This window comes from Arthrobacter sp. SW1 (assembly GCF_001766675.1).
GTDB lineage: Bacteria > Actinomycetota > Actinomycetes > Actinomycetales > Micrococcaceae > Arthrobacter.
Genome location: NZ_MJLT01000069.1, coordinates 1 through 16,777 on the forward strand (window position 1 = coordinate 1; position 16,777 = coordinate 16,777).

The following is a 16,777-nucleotide window of genomic DNA, read 5'->3' on the forward strand; positions in this document are numbered from 1 at the left end:
TCAGCGGAGCCGTCGGGGCTTCGTTGGTGGTGTTATCCGTACCGCGGACCGTGTAGTCACCCGGAGCAGCATCCGCCGGAGTCGGAACCGGAACAGTGAAACCACCGTTCGCATCCGCCGTCGTCGGAATCGGGTTGCCCACCGGGTTACCGGCAGGATCAAGCAGCTGAACAGTCACAGGACCATTCGGCGTGTAGTTAGCACCCGTAGCATTCGTCGGATCACCAGCAGGAACACTGGAAGGATCGACGGTGATGATCGGCGCATCCGGAGCAACAATCGTCAGCGGAGCCGTGGGGGCTTCGTTAGTGGTGTTGTCCGTACCGCGGACCGTGTAGTCACCCGGAGCAGCATCCGCCGGAGTCGGAACCGGAACAGTGAAACCACCGTTCGCATCCGCCGTCGTCGGAATCGGAGCACCCACCGGGTTACCGGCAGGATCAAGCAACTGAACAGTCACAGGACCATTCGGGGTGTAACCGGAACCGATTGCGTTCGTCGGATCACCAGCAGGAACGCTGGAGGGATCGGCAACAATGCTCGGAGCCGCAGCGGGTTCGGTCACCGTCAGCGGAGCCGTGGGGGCTTCGTTAGTGGTGTTGTCCGTACCGCGGACCGTGTAGTCACCCGGAGCAGCATCCGCCGGAGTCGGAACCGGAACAGTGAAACCACCGTTCGCATCCGCCGTCGTCGGAATCGGAGCACCCACCGGGTTACCGGCAGGATCAAGCAGCTGAACAGTCACAGGACCATTCGGCGTGTAGTCAGTACCGGTGGCGTTGGTAGGTTCGCCTGCCGGAACAGAAGCCGGGTCAACGGTCAGGACCGGGGAACCGGGCTCCACCACGGTCAACGGGGCATCAGCCGAGTTGTTGGTGGTGTTGTCGGTGCCGCGGACCGTGTAGGTGCCCGGAGCAGCATCCGCCGGAGTCGGAACCGGAACAGTGAAACCACCGTTCGCATCCGCCGTCGTCGGAATCGGGTTGCCCACCGGGTTACCGGCAGGATCAAGCAGCTGAACAGTCACAGGACCATTCGGGGTGTAACCGGAACCGGTTGCGTTCGTCGGATCTCCAGCCGGGACGGTTGGAGGATCCAGGCCGATATTCAGCTCTTGAACGTTCGGCTGCAGAACTTCCAGCGGAGCAGTCACCGGGGTGTTGGTGGTGACGTCCGTTGCACGCACGGTGTAGTTTCCGGGTGCAATATCCGGGCAGATCGGAAGGTCAGCGGTGAAAGCACCGTTAGCGTCAGCGGGAACCGTGACAGGCGTGCACACCGGGTTGCCGTTCGGATCCAGGAGCTGGATCTGGACGTCGCCGTTCGGAGTGAATCCGGTGCCGTCAACGTTCGTGGTGCCGCCTGCAGGAACCTGCGTGGGATCGAGGGTGATCGCCGGGCTGATCGCAGCGGCGCAGGCACCGATGCGGACACCGGCGGAACCGAGGTTCAGCCGTGCACCGTCAACAGCCTGTGCAAGACCAAGGCTCAGAGCCGAAACCTCGAGGCTGGCGGTCTTGGTGGTGCCGTCCGGAGCCAAGCAGGTGGTTTCCACCTGACGGTTCAGTTGCAGCGAAATCGCCTGGGTCAGCACATCGAAGAACGGGCTCAGCAGCATACGGATCGGCAGCGTGATGGCGCCGGTCTTGATGCCGCCAATCAGTGTGTCGAAGATCTGCTGTCCGCCATCCGACAGGATGAAGTCCCGGATCGGCTGGACCATGGTCGTCAGGATCGGCTGGGCCGCCGTGAGCATGGTGGTCAGCGTGGCACAAACTCCCGCACCGCCCAAGCCGCTCGGGGTGCACTGGATCTGGCCAAGATCGCCCATCAGGTTGATCGAGGTCGTAGCCACTGCGCCGCCAAGCGGAGTAGTCATTCCTGCCGTGATGTTCAGCGTGACGCTTCCCAGTGCGCCGGCAATGGCGCCCACGGCAATGTTCGTGACTTCTTCCATCAGGTCGTGCACAGTCTCGGCGATGATCGGGTAGATCGTGTCGTCGATGACCTCGGTGTTCGGGGCCTGGTTGTTGATGCCATCCGGAGCGTCCGGTCCCTCGGGACGTTCGCCCGAGTAGATCTGGTCCAGCTGGATCGTCATGTTGCCGGTGCTGAAGTCAACCGTCAGCACCTGGTTGTTGGTTGTGATCGGCTGGGCGAGGATCGCCTGGAAGATCTGGTCACGCATGTTCGACTCAACCGAGGCGTCCAGCGTGACGCCCGGGAGGGCGCTGGCCAGGGCGGTCAGGTCAAGCATGCCGTTGACGGTGTCTTCCATCGTCTGGTCCACCTGGCCGAGCTGGTCGTACAGATCGGACGCGATCTGTTCGATCGTCGGCGAGTGAAGGAGCAGGCTGGCCTCCGCAACGCGGTACTGGCCCTTGCCGCCGAAGCCATCCGGATCAAGGAACTCGCCGTTCTGGGCGATGACCTGAGCGCCACCGGCGCCAGCCAAGAGAGTCGCTTCATCGATCAGCAGATCGGTGGCACCGGCGATGCCGGCCTTCTCGAACAGGGACAAAAGATTGATGCGGGCGGCACCGAAGTCGCCGTCCGCACCGTCAAGGGTTACTGCACCGTCAGCACCGGCGATACCGGAGATCGCCCGGGCATTCTTTGCATCTGTGGTCTGTGACTGGGAGTTCAGTACGCCCAGTTGGCCGAAGTCAATGAGTTCACTCAGCGGGATCGGAATCCCTCCAAGGTCAATGACCTCGCTTCCGAGCAGGGAAAGGTCCAGGCCTCCCTGGTCGGAAAGCGGTCCGCCAGGGAACAACGCCCTGGTCTGGCCGCCGCCCGCGAGCTCCTGACCCAGAATGCTGGTGTCAATGATGCTTGCCGCAGATTCTGATTGCTGCGCGGGCTGTGTGTTTACGTCTGCCATGGCTGGTAATCCGTAGGCCGAGAACATCAGCGAGGTTGTTACACCTATCGCCAAAGACCTACGCCACCCCACCTTTTTTCTAACAGGTATGTCACTTGCGTTGTGCGAGTCCGAACGCATGAGCCACACCCCCCCTTCTGTAGTGGCTTACCGACATTAAAAGAGCAGCACCCTAGGTGCACTCAGGGGTCACGATATTCAACCGGCCATTTGACAGTCAATGTAAACCTCATGAATTTCAGTTAATGATCTTCACCTCGCGTTCAAGCGCGGCGTCTTCAGCTTGAAAAACCCGCCCGATCCCTTGAAATGACGCTGTTTTCGCGGAGGGCGGCGGCGCCCAGGATCAACCCCTATCCAAGATTCACCAGAGGAACATGACCGGTCGTGACCGGGCATTGAGGCAAGCAACCACGGAACAGACCACCATTTGACAAGCCGATTCCCGCATTATGAAAAGCGAAAGAACGGGTCAGTGACCTGTTTTATTGAAAACCGCATTCTTCGGAAAAGACCGCGAGCCCCCGTCCTTTGCGGGACGGAGGCTCACGGAAAGAGGGCGGAATCAAGCCGTCGATGGCGCCAATTCCGATTGTTTGCCCAGTTCAGGGCCCCTCATGAAGAGATTCCAAAAGGCAGTTATCCGAGCAGGCCTCCCACCAGCCCACCAACCACGCCGCCAACAATGGAAGTCACCGGATCCAGGATGGTCGGCGTCGGGGCGGTGGGGGCAGGTGCGCTCGGCGCAGTGGGTTTCGGCGCCGAGGGCTTGGGCGCCGTCGGCTTGGGTGCCGTAGGCGTCGGACTCGTCGGCTTGGGCGCAGTCGGTGCCGGTGCCGTGGGCTTGGGTGCTGTCGGCTTGGGCGCTGTCGGCGTCGGACTCGTCGGCTTGGGTGCCGCCGGCTTCGGCGCGCTCGGCGCCGGCGCGGCGGGCTTCGGCGCGGGAGGAGCGGAAGGTGACGTGCCCGGCGTCGTGCTTCCCGGACGGGCCGCCGGCTTAGACGGCGATCCCGCACTTGGAACGGTGCCGACGCCACGCGTCGGCGGCTTTGCTGCTCCGGCGGATCCGGGGGGCGCGGGCCGGGGAATCTGGGCACCCGGGGTGCCGGAATGCCGCGGAGCCTTATCCCAGGGCTTTTCCTGCTCGCCGCCGGTTACCAGACGGCCGGCACCAGCACCGGCCGAACCCGGAATCGCCCATCCCGGACGAGCCTCGCCCCGGGATCCCGAACCCGGCGCATAACTGACCATCTCGATTTCATCAAGGGCATCCACCTGGCGCACCGGCAGCAAACGGAACCGCGCAGGATCCACATGCGCACCATTCACCACCGTCTCAAAATGCAGATGGCACCCCGTCGAGGACCCCGTGGACCCTACCGCGGCAATCACCTGGCCCACACGCACCGGCTCACCACGCACCACCGCAATACCCTGCAAATGGTTATAGGTGGTTATCAAGCCATCGGCATGCTGGATCTCGACCCGGTTGCCACCACCCCACAGATGCCAACCCACAGCGCGCACCACACCGGCATCCGCGGCGTACACCCGCGAACCACAGGCCGCGGCAAAATCCTGGCCCCAATGGAATTCACCCGCACGCCCGCTGAACGGATCCACCCGCAAGCCGAACGAGGAACTCGGAACCAACGACTCCAACGGCGCAGACAACTCGCCACGCCCCGGCCGTACCAACGACGCCGACGCAACGTCACGTCCCTTCCCGCCACGCACAGCAGCCTGCGCCTTGGTGAGGGTCAGGACGTTGGGCCGCTCGAAGGCCATCGTTGCTCCACCGGTATTCGCGCGGACCGGCAAAGCCGGCCGGGAATCATCAAGGAGCTTGGGCCCCACGGCACCGCTGGCGGCGGCGGGTTCAAGCCGTTCAGTTGCAGGGGGCAGACCCTGGGTGCCGAGCACCATCGCCACAAGGCACCCCACGACGCCGAGGGATGCCAGCCATCCCACAAACCTCGAGCGGGCCAGACCATTCAGCTTCGCGCGCCAACCGCCGTTACTCATGACACTCCCCAAGTCAGACGCCCTTCCTACAGGGGCGCTTACACGGCGTCATTCTGGCGGGACTGTTAATTAAAGCCAAGTCATGGAGGCACTTTCCGGCAAAACAAAAACACCCCGGTCCGAAGACCGGGGTGTTTTCACTGCGTGCGCGAGGGGGGATTTGAACCCCCACGCCCTTTCGGACACTGGCACCTGAAGCCAGCGCGTCTGCCGTTCCGCCACTCGCGCGCAACTTGCTCTGAAGGACGTCCACGGGTCTCCCCGCTTTCTGTCCTGCAAAAGCAGCGAGATCAAGCATAACGGACATTGGCGTGAAAACACCAATCGGGCCGCCTGCCCCTGCGGAAACCCCGGATTTTCGCGGGTTTCCGGCGGTCCCTCCGGTGTTCCACCGGGAACTTTCCAGCGTGCGCCGCGAACTTTTCCGAGGTCCCGGCCGTTGTGGATTAAGGCCATTCACAGCCACGCCCAGTAGTATCGGGAAAGGAGTGGCCCGCATAAGGCCATGCCTTAAGGGACTCCAGAGGTCCATGCCTGATGCGAAGGGAACATCCTTCGCACGGATTGTTTGCCAGGTCAGTGGAACGGAAGGAGGAAGACCATGGGACTGCTCGACAGGGTTGAGCGCGGCATCGAAAAAGCCGTCCGCGGCGTCTTCTCCACCGGCTCCCGCGCCAAAGTCGAGCCCGTGGAAATCGCAAGCCGGCTCCGCCGCGAACTGGACAACAAGTCCCTGACGATCACGGCCGGCCGCACCTTGGCTCCCAACGTCTTCGATGTCCTCTTAAGCGTGGAGGACTTCGGCCGGGCCCAGGAGTGGGGAACGCCGCTGGCAGAAGAACTGTGCGACGTCGTCATCCAGCATGTGCGCAGCCAGGGCTATACGCTGCAGGGCCCCGTGCGGATCTCTTTCCGCCAGGACGAAACCCAGCGCGAGGGCCACTTTGAAATCAGCTCGAGCACCGAAAAGGGCACCGGCGGGGCGGCTGCTCCCCGCGCCAACGTTCCTGCCGCGCCCCGGCGCGAGCCATCCAGGATGCAACCCGTCCTGGATATCGGCGGCCAGCGCTACTCGCTCAATGCGTCATCCGTAGTCCTGGGCCGCTCGTCCGAGGCGGACATCCTGGTCGAGGACACCGGAGTTTCGCGTAAACACTTGGAAATCCGCAGCGAAGGCGGCTTCGTGCGGGCCGTGGACCTCGGTTCCACCAACGGCAGCTACGTCAACGGCGTGAAAGTCGATGGAAGCACGGAACTTGTCGATGGCTCCACGATCACGATGGGACGGACCAAGATCATCTTCAGGCTTTTGACAGTACCGCCAGGCAGCAACCCCGGGGGCCGCGCGTGAGCGAACTGACCATCACGGCCCTGCGCTTCGGATTCCTGTTGCTTTTGTGGGTGTTGATCTTCAGCATCGTCTCCGCCATGCGGCGGGACCTCATGATCGGGCGCAAGGCCGCCACAGGAGCTCCCACGGCGCGGGAAGTACGCAAGCATCCCGAACTGGCGCCCCCCGCGCCCGCCGCAAAGCAGCAGGCGCGGCAGCTCGTCGTCGTCGAGGGTCCTTTGAAGGGAACCACCTTGCCGCTGGCCGCAAGCCCCATCCTGCTGGGCCGCGCACAGGAGGCCACCCTCGTGCTGGAAGACGACTACGCCTCCGGACGGCATGCCCGGTTGTTCCCGCAGGGCAGCCGCTGGTTCATCGAAGACCTCGGCTCCACCAACGGCACGTACCTGGCCGACCAGCAACTGACCCGCGCCCTGCCGGTGGAGCTTGGCGTTCCCGTGAGGATCGGCAAGACGGTCATTGAATTGAGGCCGTAACCATGGCTTCACCCCAGTCTCCCGAGGGCACCCTCCCTGACGGGGAGCGCCCGCTGATCATGCGTTATGCGGCGCGTTCCGACGTCGGCCGCCTGCGTTCCAAGAACGACGACTCCGCCTACGCCGGCCGCCACCTCGCCGTAGTCGCCGACGGCATGGGCGGCCATGCGGGCGGCGACGTCGCGTCCGCCTCCACTGTCCTCGACATGATCCACCTGGACCATGACGACTACCCGGAGGGCGCGGACACCGTCCTGGCCGACGAAATCCAGACCGCCAACTCGCTGCTGTCCGAGCTGGTCCATGTGGATCCGAAACTGGCCGGCATGGGCACCACCGTCACTGCGCTCCTGCTCGAGGGCAGGAAGCTGCATTTCGCGCATATCGGGGATTCCCGGGCGTACCGGCTGCGTGGCACCACCTTCGAGCAGATCAGCGTCGACCACACCTTCGTGCAGCGGCTCATCGACGAAGGCCGCCTGCGCCCTGAAGAAGCAGAAACCCACCCGCATAAGAATGTTCTGATGCGGGTCCTGGGCGACGTCGACGCCAGCCCGGAGCTGGACCTCAACGTCCTGGACGTGGAAGCCGGCGAACGCTGGCTGCTCTGCTCCGACGGCCTGAATTATGTGCCCGGACCGGTGGTCGAGCAGGTGGTCCGCGAAACACGGAACCTCGCCGAATGCGCCGAACTGCTCATCCAGCTGACGCTGGCCAACGGCGCCCCGGACAACGTCACCGTAGTGATGCTTGAGATCGCCGAGGAAACGGACGACGACGTCAGCACGGCCGCCGTCGAGATCGTCACCCCGGCTGCGGATGCCCCGGAGGACGAAGCAAGCAGCGCGAAAGCCGCGGATTCTGCGGAGCCGCAGGATGCGGACGCTCCGAAGGCGGCCGGCGAACCGCCCGCGGTCACCGACCCGCACCTGGGCGAGCACCTGTCCGCCGAAGTCCTCCGCGAAGAACTCGCGTCCCGTCCGCACGAACTGGTGGGCGCGGCAGCAACGGCCGCCGAAACGGGATCGATTCCGACTGTGGCCGGCCGCAGCGTAGCCCGCCGCGCGGCTACCATGCTGACGCACAAGGCGGAACAGGACCGCGAGGAAATCCTGGTCCTGCCGGTCCGGCGCCGCCGCTGGCTCACTGCCCTTGCCGCCGCCGTCCTGGCCATATTCATGGTCGCGGGCCTGTGGCTCGGCTACGCATGGACCCAAACCCGCTTCTACGTGGGCGAATACGACAACCGCGTGGCGATCTTCAACGGAATTTCGCAGCGCCTTGGCCCCATCCAGTTTTCAAAGCTGGAATCCGTCACTGAACTCCAGATGAGTTCCCTGCCCGAGTTCCAGCAGCAGAAGGTCCGCCAGACGGTTCCCGCAGAGAGCCTTGAGGCTGCCCAGCGGATCGTCCAGAACCTGGAGAAGCCGGACGGGAAGCCCACTCCGACTCCGACACCCACTCCGATGCCCACGCCTTCGCCCTGCCCAGCAAAGCCCACCGCGTCGGCGAAACCGGCACCGGGCGCAAAGACGACAGCGTCTCCAACACCAAGCCCCAGTCCCTGTAAGGGGGTGACTCCATGATCCAGCAGGATGCAGCCCCCAAGCCGCGCCGCAACGTGGAGCTCGCCCTCCTGATCCTGGCCCTCGCCGTCGGGATCGGCGCCAGCGCCATGGTGGACCTCAACTCGGAGACACCGTTCGACAACGACTTCTGGTTCCAGTCGAGCCTCCTGGTGGTGGCCGCCCTTTCTTTTCACGTCGTCCTGCGGCTGCGCGCTAAATATGCCGATCCGGTAATACTTCCGATCGTGGTGGCCTTGAACGGCCTCGGCTTGGCACTGATCCACCGCATGGATGGGCCCGGCTCGGACACCGGAAACAACCAGCTCCGATGGACCCTGATCGCGGTAGCCGTTGCCGTGACAGCGATCTGGCTCCTTAAGGACCACCGGATCCTGCGCCGTTTTACCTTCATTTCCCTTGCCGCCAGCGCCATCCTCTTGGTTCTTCCGCTCATTCCGTTCATCTCGGCGGGCGAGGTCCTGGGTGCGCGCGTGTGGATCCAGATCGGCTCGATGACCTTCCAGCCGGGTGAAATCGCGAAGATCACCCTGGCTATATTCTTCGCGGGGTATCTTTCCTCTAACCGCGACCTGATCCTGCTCGCCGGCCGCAAGATCGGCCCCATGCAGTTCCCGCGCTTCAGGGACATGGGCCCCATGGTCACCGCCTGGCTGGTGAGCATCGGCGTCCTGGTTTTCCAGCGCGACCTCGGCTCCTCGGTGCTGTTCTTCGGCCTGTTCATCGTGATGATCTACGTGGCCACCAGCCGCATCAGCTGGGTGGTGATCGGCCTGGCGCTGATCCTGGGCGGCGGCTTCGTCGCCTCGCGCATCTTCCCGCACGTGGCCTTCCGCCTGGACAGCTGGTGGAACGCCTTCACGCCGGAGGTTTACGGCCGGAGTCCCGGCGGCAGCGGCCAGATCGTCCAGGGCCTTTTCGGAATGGCCGACGGCGGCCTGGTCGGCACCGGTATCGGCCTCGGCCGCCCGGACCTGGTTCCGTTCGCCAACAGCGACATGATCATCGCCCTGATCGGTGAGGAACTGGGCCTGATCGGCCTGTTCGCCGTCGTCCTGCTCTACCTGCTGCTGTTCACGCGCGGCTTCCGCGCAGCGCTGGGCACCCGGGATGCCTTCGGCAAGCTGCTCGCCTGCGGCTTGTCCTTCGCCTTGGCGCTGCAGTGCTTCGTGGTGATCGGCGGCGTGACCCGCCTGATTCCACTGACGGGCCTCACCACGCCGTTCCTCGCAGCCGGCGGTTCCTCGCTGCTGGCGAACTGGATCATCGTGGGCCTCTTGCTGATGATTTCGCACTCGGCCCGCAGCCCCATCGACACAACTCCCATGCCGGACGCACCCACTGAGGCGGTGAAGCAGCCATGAACCAGTCCATCCGCAGCGCATGGCTGGCCGCAGTCGCCATGTTCGCCCTGATTTTCGGAGCCATCAGCTACGTGCAGGTGATCGGCGCCGACGACCTCAATGACAATCCGTGGAACCAGCGGGCCGTCTTCGCCGACTACTGCAAGGACCGCGGTGCGATCATCGTGGGCGGCAAGCCGATCGCCGAGTCTGTCCCCGGGGACGACACGTGCAACTTCCAGCGCAAGTACACCCAGCCGGAGCTCTACGCCGGCATCACGGGCTACTTCTCCCGGAACTACGGAGCCAGCGGCCTGGAGCAGGAACTCCGCGATGAACTCGCAGGCAGCTCGGACCAGTTGTTCCTGGACCGCATCAGCCAGGTGTTCCTCGGCAAGCAGGCCAAGGGCGCCTCGGTTGAGCTCACCCTCGATCCGGAGATCCAGAAGCTCGCCTACGACCTGATTCCGGAAGGCCGCCGCGGCTCGATCGTGGTGAACAACCCGAAGACTGGCGAAATCCTGGCCATGGTCTCTAAGCCGTCGTACGATCCCAACCTGATCGCCACCCACGACGTCGCCAAGGAAAAGGCCAGCTACGAGGAACTCAACCAGGTCCCGGGCATCAACCTGAACCAGTCCGTCAGCGGCCCCACGGGCGCACTGCTGGCTCCAGGGTCGGTCTTCAAGCTCATCGACACAGCTGCGGCGCTGAACTCCGGCAAGTACAACAAGGACAGCGAACTGCCCAACCCGGCAAGCATGCCGCTGCCTGGTTCAACGGCGTCCCTGCCGAACTACGCCGGCGGCAACTGCTACACCCGCACCACCGCGGACTTCGCCTTTGCCCTGGAGCAGTCCTGCAACACCCCGTTCGCCAGCATCGCGCTCAACTTGGGCCAGAACGCCATCGCGGAGCAGGCCCGGAAATTCGGCTTCGGCCAGGACTTCGGCGAGCAGCTCAAGCTGCAGTCCGCTGTCAGTGTCTTCCCTGAGGACCTGGACGATGCCGCACTGGCGCAGTCCGCCGTCGGGCAGCGGGACGTCAAGGCGACGCCGCTGCAGATCGCCCTCATGACCGCGGCGATCGCCAACGACGGCGTCCAGATGAAGCCGAACCTCATCAAAACGGTGCGCGCCCCGGATCTGCGGGTCATCAGCGAGCCGCAGCCGGAGGTCCTCCGCAACTCCACGAGTGCCGCCATCGCGCGCCAGATCACCGAGTGGATGACCGGCGTCGTCTCCAAGGGCATCGGCGGCGGCGCCGCGATCCCGGGCGTCGAGGTGGCCGGCAAGACCGGCACGGCCCAGCTGGGAGACAGCGGCTTGAACAACTCGTGGTTCACCGGGTTCGCCCCGGCCAACGACCCGCAGGTGGCCGTCACCATCGTGATCGAGGGTGTCGATGTAACCACCGGCGCACAGCTAACCAGTCCGAATGCGAAGAAGATCTTTGAGGCGGTGTTGAACAAGTGAGACCTACGTCAGGAATCACCCTCGGCGGCAGGTTCCAGCTGACCAGCCGGATTGCGATCGGCGGCATGGGAGAGGTCTGGAAGGCCAAGGACCAGGTCCTGGGCCGCATCGTCGCGATCAAGGTCCTCAAAGAGGAATACACGGGTGACCCCGGATTCCTGCAGCGTTTCCGGGCCGAGGCCCGCCACACGGCGCTCCTGAACCACGTGGGCATCGCCAACGTGTTCGACTACGGCGAGGAAGAAGGCTCCGCCTACCTCGTGATGGAGCTCGTGCCCGGGCAGCCGCTCAGCAGCATCCTCGAGCGCGAGCAGGTGCTCTCGCCGGACCGTACGCTCTCGATCATTTCGCAAACCGCCCGCGCGCTGGCTGTTGCCCACGCGCAGGGCCTGGTGCACCGCGACGTGAAGCCGGGAAACCTGCTGATCACCCCGGACGGCCGCGTGAAGGTCACCGACTTCGGCATCGCGCGCCTGGCCGACCAGGTCCCGCTGACGCAGACCGGACAGGTCATGGGCACGGCGCAATACCTCGCGCCCGAACAGGCCACGGGGCAGACCGCCACCGGCTCCTCGGACATCTACTCGCTGGGCGTGATCGGCTACGAATGCCTCACCGGCCACCGTCCGTTCTCCGGCGAATCCCAGATCGCGATTGCGCTGGCCCAGGTCAACGACGCGCCGCCACCGCTGCCGGACACCCTTCCCGTTCCGGTGCGCGCGCTGCTGATGTCCATGCTGGCCAAGGACCCCAAGAACCGGCCGGCGGACGCCATCAAGCTTGCGGAGGCCGCGGAGGCCATCCGCGCGGGCAACATTTCCGCAGCCCACGCAGCCGTTCCCGGAATGCTGCTGTTCGAGGGCGCCACCGGCCCCATCACCGCACCTACCGGAATCGCGACGGCGCCCACGGGCATTGTGGGGGCCGCGCACGGCCGCGAGCACACGACGGCGACTTCCGCGCTCCCGGTGGTCGGCGCGGCAGGGGCGGGGGCCGCCGGAGCCGCGGCCGGCCATCACCTTTCGCGCGCCGATGCCCTGGCAGCAGAGCGCAGCCTGGATTCCGTCGACGGTCCGGGCTCCTCCAACGCGCTCTTCGAAGAGGAAGAAAGCTACGAACCGCAGCCTCCCCGGAAGAAGCGGAGCCCCTGGACCTGGCCGCTGATCGCGTTGCTGCTCCTGCTGCTGTTCGTCGGCCTCGGCGTGGTCCTGACCCAGATGGGCCTGTTCAACCCGACGTCGCCGGCGCCGAGCAGCGCCAGCTCGTCGCGTTCGGTTCCGAGCAGCACCTCAGCCAGCCCGACCTCTGATTCGCCGAGCCCCACGGAGACATCGCCGTCGGCGACGCCGACCCAGTCGACGCCGGACACTGTGGACCTGATTCCTGAGCAGTACTTGGGCCGTCCCTACGAGACGGTGCGGACCGAACTGATCGGCCTCGGATTCGTGGTGAAGGGTATCGAAGCCTTCGACCCGGCCACTCCCGGCACCGTCACCGACCTCAACCCAACGGGCCCGGTCGCGAAGGGTGAAACCATCGAAGTCACGTACTCGAAGGGCCCGGAGAAGGTCGCCGTACCCACAATCGCTCCAGGTGCCACCGAGTCCCAGGTCCGCGCGGCAATCGTCGGTGCCGGACTTCGTTGGGAAAAGGGCGACCCCGTTGAAGGCGAAGTCGGCCAGGCTCCGAACACCTTCGTGAGCACGGATCCTGCCGCCGGCACTGAAGTCAACGCAGGCAGCTCCGTGGTCTACCACCTGTCCAAGGCCGAGGCAGCGCCTTCCAGTCCGTCTCCGAGCGCTTCACCCAGCAAGTAGGCATCCGTGGATACCCGACGTTCAGGCCCCGCACACAGAGAGGACAGCCCTCCGGTGACAGAGCAGCGCGTCCTCAATGGGCGGTATGAACTGGGAGAACTCCTGGGCCGTGGCGGTATGGCCGATGTACACCGCGGCACGGACACCCTGCTGGGCCGCACGGTGGCCGTCAAGTTGCTGCGCGCGGACCTGGCCCGGGACCCGCAGTTCCAGGCCAGGTTCAAGCGCGAGGCACAGGCCGTTGCTGCCCTCAACCACTCGTCCATCGTGGCCATCTACGACACCGGCGAATACACCGTGGACGGCGGCCATGGCGAAAATGTGCGGGTTCCGTACATCGTCATGGAGTACGTTGCCGGGCGCACCCTCCGTGAGCTGATCCGGAACAAGGAACTGGACATCGAGCGTGCGGTGGAGCTCTGCCTCGGCGTACTCTCAGCCCTTGAGTACAGCCACAAGGCCGGGATCGTGCACCGGGACATCAAGCCCGGGAACGTGATGGTCTGCGACGACGATTCCGTGAAGGTCATGGACTTCGGAATCGCACGGGCCGTGGCTGATTCCGCCGCCACGATGACCCAGACCCAGGCCGTGGTGGGCACGGCCCAGTATCTTTCGCCCGAACAGGCCCGCGGCGAGGCCGTCGATGCCCGCAGCGACCTCTATTCTGCGGCCTGCCTGCTGTTCGAAATGCTGACCTCCCGCCCGCCGTTCACCGGCGACAGCCCCGTGTCCCTGGCGTACCAGCACGTGCGCGAGGTACCGGCGGCGCCCAGCACGTTCAACCCGGAGGTTTCCGAAGCACTGGACAGCGTGCTGGCCAAGGGACTCCAGAAGGAGCGCGACGACCGCTTCCAGGACGCCGCAGCCTTCCGGCGCGCACTGCGCGCGGCCCTCAACGGCGTCGCCGTCCCCGCTGTGGCTGGGGCCGAGGCACCCACCGAAGCGAACGACGTCGCGCCCCTCCCTGCGGAGGAGCCGGCACCGGAGACACTGGTCGGGTTCACCGGGATCGGGTTCATCGACGGCCAGGCGCCGGCGCAGGACCCGGCGGACGAGCCGCTCCCGGAGCGGTACACCGAGGAACCGGACGATGAGCCGATGCTTGGCTTCGCGCCGGAGCGGGAGCGCACCCGCCGGCAGAAATCACGACGCCGGGCGTGGACCGCCGTCGTTGTCCTCTTTACGCTGCTGGTCCTGGCGGGCGGCGGCATCTGGCTCTACTACACGATGAACCAGAAGCCCGAAGGCCCCAAGATGGTTCTGATCCCGTCGGTTGCAAACCTGAGCGAGGGCGATGCCATCAAGAAGCTCTACGACGCAGGCCTTGTTCCCGATGACCCGGTCCGGGTCAGGGACGAAAAAATCCCGAAAGACTTTGCCGTCGGCACGGACCCGTCTGTCGGCACGGAGATGGCTGAAGGCAGCCACGTCACGCTGAAGGTTTCCGATGGCCCCAAGGCCGTCGCCGTGCCCAAGAACCTGGCCGGTCAGACGGAAGCTGCCGCCCGGGACATGCTCCGGCAAGTGGGCCTCACTGCCACCACGACGATTGCCAACAGCCCAACGGTCCGCGCCGGCTCGGTCATCAGCAGCAACCCGGCATCCGGCGCAACAGTAGCGCCCGAAAGTTCCGTGGAGCTCGTGATCTCCAGCGGCAAGGTCGAGATGCCGCAGCTGGTCGGGCGAACGAAGGACGAGGCCGAGAAGGCGCTGAAGGATCTTGGCCTGACCGTCAAGTTCGTGGAGCAAGAGAACAGCCAGGTGGCGCCGGGGAAGGTGACCGCGCAAAGCAGCGCCGCGAAATCCCTCGTGGAACAGGCAAGCGAAATCACAGTAACGGTGGCCAAGGCCCCGGCACCGGAACCAACACCCACCCCGACGCCGGAAGAGCCTTCGGAAGAGCCGACGCCCAAGCCGACGGAGAGCAAGGGCAAGAAGGACGGCCTGATCGGGCTGCCCGGCACCGGAGGCTAAACGGCAAGACAAGCAAAAAGGGCCGGCGGCAGGAGAAATCCTGCCGCCGGCCCTTCGCTTTGCGAGCTTGCTCGAGGAACCTTAGCGCTGGATCAGCGGGCTGAGGGTTCCGGCCTTCGCGGCGGCGCCGGCCATGCCCAAGGACTCAAGCCAGTTGCCGAGCATCTGGTAGCCGCCTTCCGTGAGGACGGATTCCGGGTGGAACTGCACGCCGCACAGCGGAGCCGTCCTGTGCTGCAGGCCCATGATGACGCCGTTCGGGGTTTCCGCGGTGATCTCCAGGACGTCCGGAATGGTTTCGCGGACGGCAGCCAGCGAGTGGTACCGGGTGGCCGTGACGGGAGAAGGCAAGCCCGCGAAGACGCTCTTGCCTTCGTGCTGCACGGGAGACGTCTTGCCGTGCATGAGTTCCGGGGCGTGCGTCACGGTGCCGCCGTAGGCTTCGGCAAGGGCCTGGTGGCCGAGGCAGACGCCGAACATGGGCTTGTTGTTCTCCCCGCACCACTTGATCAGCTCGATGCAGACGCCGGCTTCCGCGGGGGTTCCCGGGCCGGGGGAGACCAGGACGCCGTCCCGGGCCTCGGCGAGTTCGATCGCTTCGGCGAGGGTCACGTCGTCGTTGCGGACCACGGTGGTTTCGGCACCGAGTTCCTGCAGGTAGCCCACCAGGGTGTAGACGAAGCTGTCGTAGTTGTCGACGACGAGGATTTTAGTAGTGCTCATGGCTGCTGTGCTGAACCAATCGTTGAGTCGGTAAGGGTGGTGAACTGGGACATCCAAGGGAAGAGGAACTGCACCATCAGGACCAGGACGCCGGCGATCAGCGCCAGCGAGGTGATGATGCGTACCCACAGGGGGCCCGGGAGGTGGCGGAAAATCCATCCGTACATGCGTCAGGCCTTTCCATGGTTCTTGGCCACGAGGGCGGCGATTTCCGGCGGCGGTCCGGCGGAGGCCGGCTGCCAGCTTTCGAGGAGCGAGTACGCGATGATGCGTTCCTGGGCACCGAAGCGGGGATTGCAGCTGGTCATGGTGAGGTAACTGTCCCGGGGCTTGGCGTCTTCCTTGGTGGGCACCGGAAGCAGCACGTCGGTACGGGAGGGGAGCACGATCTGGTTGTTCCGGTACACGTACGTGTAGTAGCCGTCCTTGGTTTGGACGTAGATCCTGTCCCCGGGAACCAGCTGGTGGATGTTGTCCAGCACGGCGCCGTGGGTCTGCCGGTGGCCCGCTACGGCAAAGTTGCCGGGAGCGCCGGGCATGGTGGTTCCTTCGTAGTGGCCCAGGCCGAGGGAGTCCAGCACGTCCACGCCTGTGCCCTGGATGATGGGCCGCGAGTACTCTTTGCCGAAGCGCGGCACGTACATCACGCCGATCGTTTCCCCGTAGCCCGGGGCCGCGGTGACCTTCGGCTTGCCGTAGTCCACCTTCTTGGCCGGGGGAGTGACGGGCCCGGTGAAGTCCTTGGCGAACTTTTCGATGGCCTGGCCCTGCTTGGCATCGGCCTCAACGTTGGTCCACCAGAGTTCCCAGGCCACGAACAACAGAAGAACCACGCCGGCGGTCAGGAGCAGTTCACCGAAGACCTGGAGGATCTTGCGGGCGACGTCGGCAGGCGTGATCCGGCGCTTCCGCAATTGCTGGCGGGGCCGCCCGGCTGCGGGCAGGGTGTCCCCGGGCACGGCAGTGGATGCCTCCGACTGCTGCTGCACCACGGGGCCTCCTCTGTCCTGGACCGGGCCGCGCGGAACGCCTCCGAAGTCCGGCTAGACTTGGCAGCTAGAGACGAACCCGGAAGTACCGCGAACGCATAGACCGCTGGAATTTTCCTCCCTGCAGGATA

12 protein-coding genes and 1 tRNA gene are annotated in these 16,777 nt (G+C 65.1%); 7 read left to right on the plus strand and 6 right to left on the minus strand.

The features are described from left to right. The 3 genes from BIU82_RS18605 to BIU82_RS18615 all read right to left on the minus strand — a co-directional run. On the minus strand, positions 1 to 2,884 hold a 2,884-nt coding region (locus BIU82_RS18605), incomplete at its 3' end, for a choice-of-anchor G family protein (protein WP_171906587.1). A gap of 639 nt (positions 2,885 to 3,523) precedes the next feature. After that, positions 3,524 to 4,909, minus strand: a complete 1,386-nt coding sequence (locus BIU82_RS19440; protein ID WP_083292421.1) for a M23 family metallopeptidase — start codon at positions 4,907 to 4,909, stop codon at positions 3,524 to 3,526. Between the two features lie 145 nt (positions 4,910 to 5,054). After that, positions 5,055 to 5,137 (minus strand) — tRNA-Leu (locus tag BIU82_RS18615). Positions 5,138 to 5,510: 373 nt separating this feature from the next. Between BIU82_RS18615 and BIU82_RS18620 the strand changes: the two genes are divergently transcribed. The 7 genes from BIU82_RS18620 to pknB are packed head-to-tail and all read left to right on the plus strand — an operon-like array spanning position 5,511 to position 14,934. Further along, complete coding sequence (locus BIU82_RS18620) at positions 5,511 to 6,260, plus strand: DUF3662 and FHA domain-containing protein (RefSeq protein ID WP_070350960.1); 750 nt, start codon at positions 5,511 to 5,513, stop codon at positions 6,258 to 6,260. Beyond that, complete coding sequence (locus tag BIU82_RS18625) at positions 6,257 to 6,736, plus strand: FHA domain-containing protein (protein WP_070350961.1); 480 nt, start codon at positions 6,257 to 6,259, stop codon at positions 6,734 to 6,736. The genes BIU82_RS18620 and BIU82_RS18625 overlap by 4 nt, the downstream gene beginning before the upstream one ends. A gap of 2 nt (positions 6,737 to 6,738) precedes the next feature. Next, positions 6,739 to 8,322, plus strand: a complete 1,584-nt coding sequence (locus BIU82_RS18630; protein ID WP_070350962.1) for a PP2C family serine/threonine-protein phosphatase — start codon at positions 6,739 to 6,741, stop codon at positions 8,320 to 8,322. Then, the gene (locus BIU82_RS18635; RefSeq protein ID WP_070350963.1) at positions 8,319 to 9,686 is read left to right on the plus strand and encodes an FtsW/RodA/SpoVE family cell cycle protein; all 1,368 of its coding nucleotides are present in this window, start codon (positions 8,319 to 8,321) and stop codon (positions 9,684 to 9,686) included. Before BIU82_RS18630 ends, BIU82_RS18635 begins: the two co-directional genes overlap by 4 nt. After that, positions 9,683 to 11,140 carry a penicillin-binding protein 2 gene (locus BIU82_RS18640; RefSeq protein ID WP_070350964.1) on the plus strand — a complete coding sequence of 486 codons (1,458 nt, stop codon included), beginning with the start codon at positions 9,683 to 9,685 and terminating at the stop codon, positions 11,138 to 11,140. The genes BIU82_RS18635 and BIU82_RS18640 overlap by 4 nt, the downstream gene beginning before the upstream one ends. Further along, positions 11,137 to 12,957 (plus strand): protein kinase, encoded by a 1,821-nt coding sequence (locus BIU82_RS18645; protein ID WP_070350965.1) that lies wholly within the window; start codon positions 11,137 to 11,139, stop codon positions 12,955 to 12,957. The genes BIU82_RS18640 and BIU82_RS18645 overlap by 4 nt, the downstream gene beginning before the upstream one ends. 54 nt (positions 12,958 to 13,011) lie before the next feature. Next, on the plus strand, positions 13,012 to 14,934 hold the full coding sequence (gene pknB / locus BIU82_RS18650; RefSeq protein WP_253182851.1) for a Stk1 family PASTA domain-containing Ser/Thr kinase: 1,923 nt from the start codon (positions 13,012 to 13,014) through the stop codon (positions 14,932 to 14,934). Positions 14,935 to 15,015: 81 nt separating this feature from the next. Here pknB and BIU82_RS18655 read toward each other — a convergent pair whose 3' ends face one another. Genes BIU82_RS18655 through BIU82_RS18660 form a run of 3 tightly spaced genes read right to left on the minus strand, consistent with a single transcriptional unit; the run spans position 15,016 to position 16,571 of the window. Next, positions 15,016 to 15,657, minus strand: a complete 642-nt coding sequence (locus tag BIU82_RS18655) for an aminodeoxychorismate/anthranilate synthase component II (RefSeq protein WP_070350967.1) — start codon at positions 15,655 to 15,657, stop codon at positions 15,016 to 15,018. After that, positions 15,654 to 15,824 carry a hypothetical protein gene (locus BIU82_RS19995; protein ID WP_171906588.1) on the minus strand — a complete coding sequence of 57 codons (171 nt, stop codon included), beginning with the start codon at positions 15,822 to 15,824 and terminating at the stop codon, positions 15,654 to 15,656. The genes BIU82_RS18655 and BIU82_RS19995 overlap by 4 nt, the downstream gene beginning before the upstream one ends. A gap of 3 nt (positions 15,825 to 15,827) precedes the next feature. Beyond that, positions 15,828 to 16,571 (minus strand): class E sortase, encoded by a 744-nt coding sequence (locus BIU82_RS18660; RefSeq protein WP_253182853.1) that lies wholly within the window; start codon positions 16,569 to 16,571, stop codon positions 15,828 to 15,830. Positions 16,572 to 16,777 lie beyond the last annotated feature (206 nt).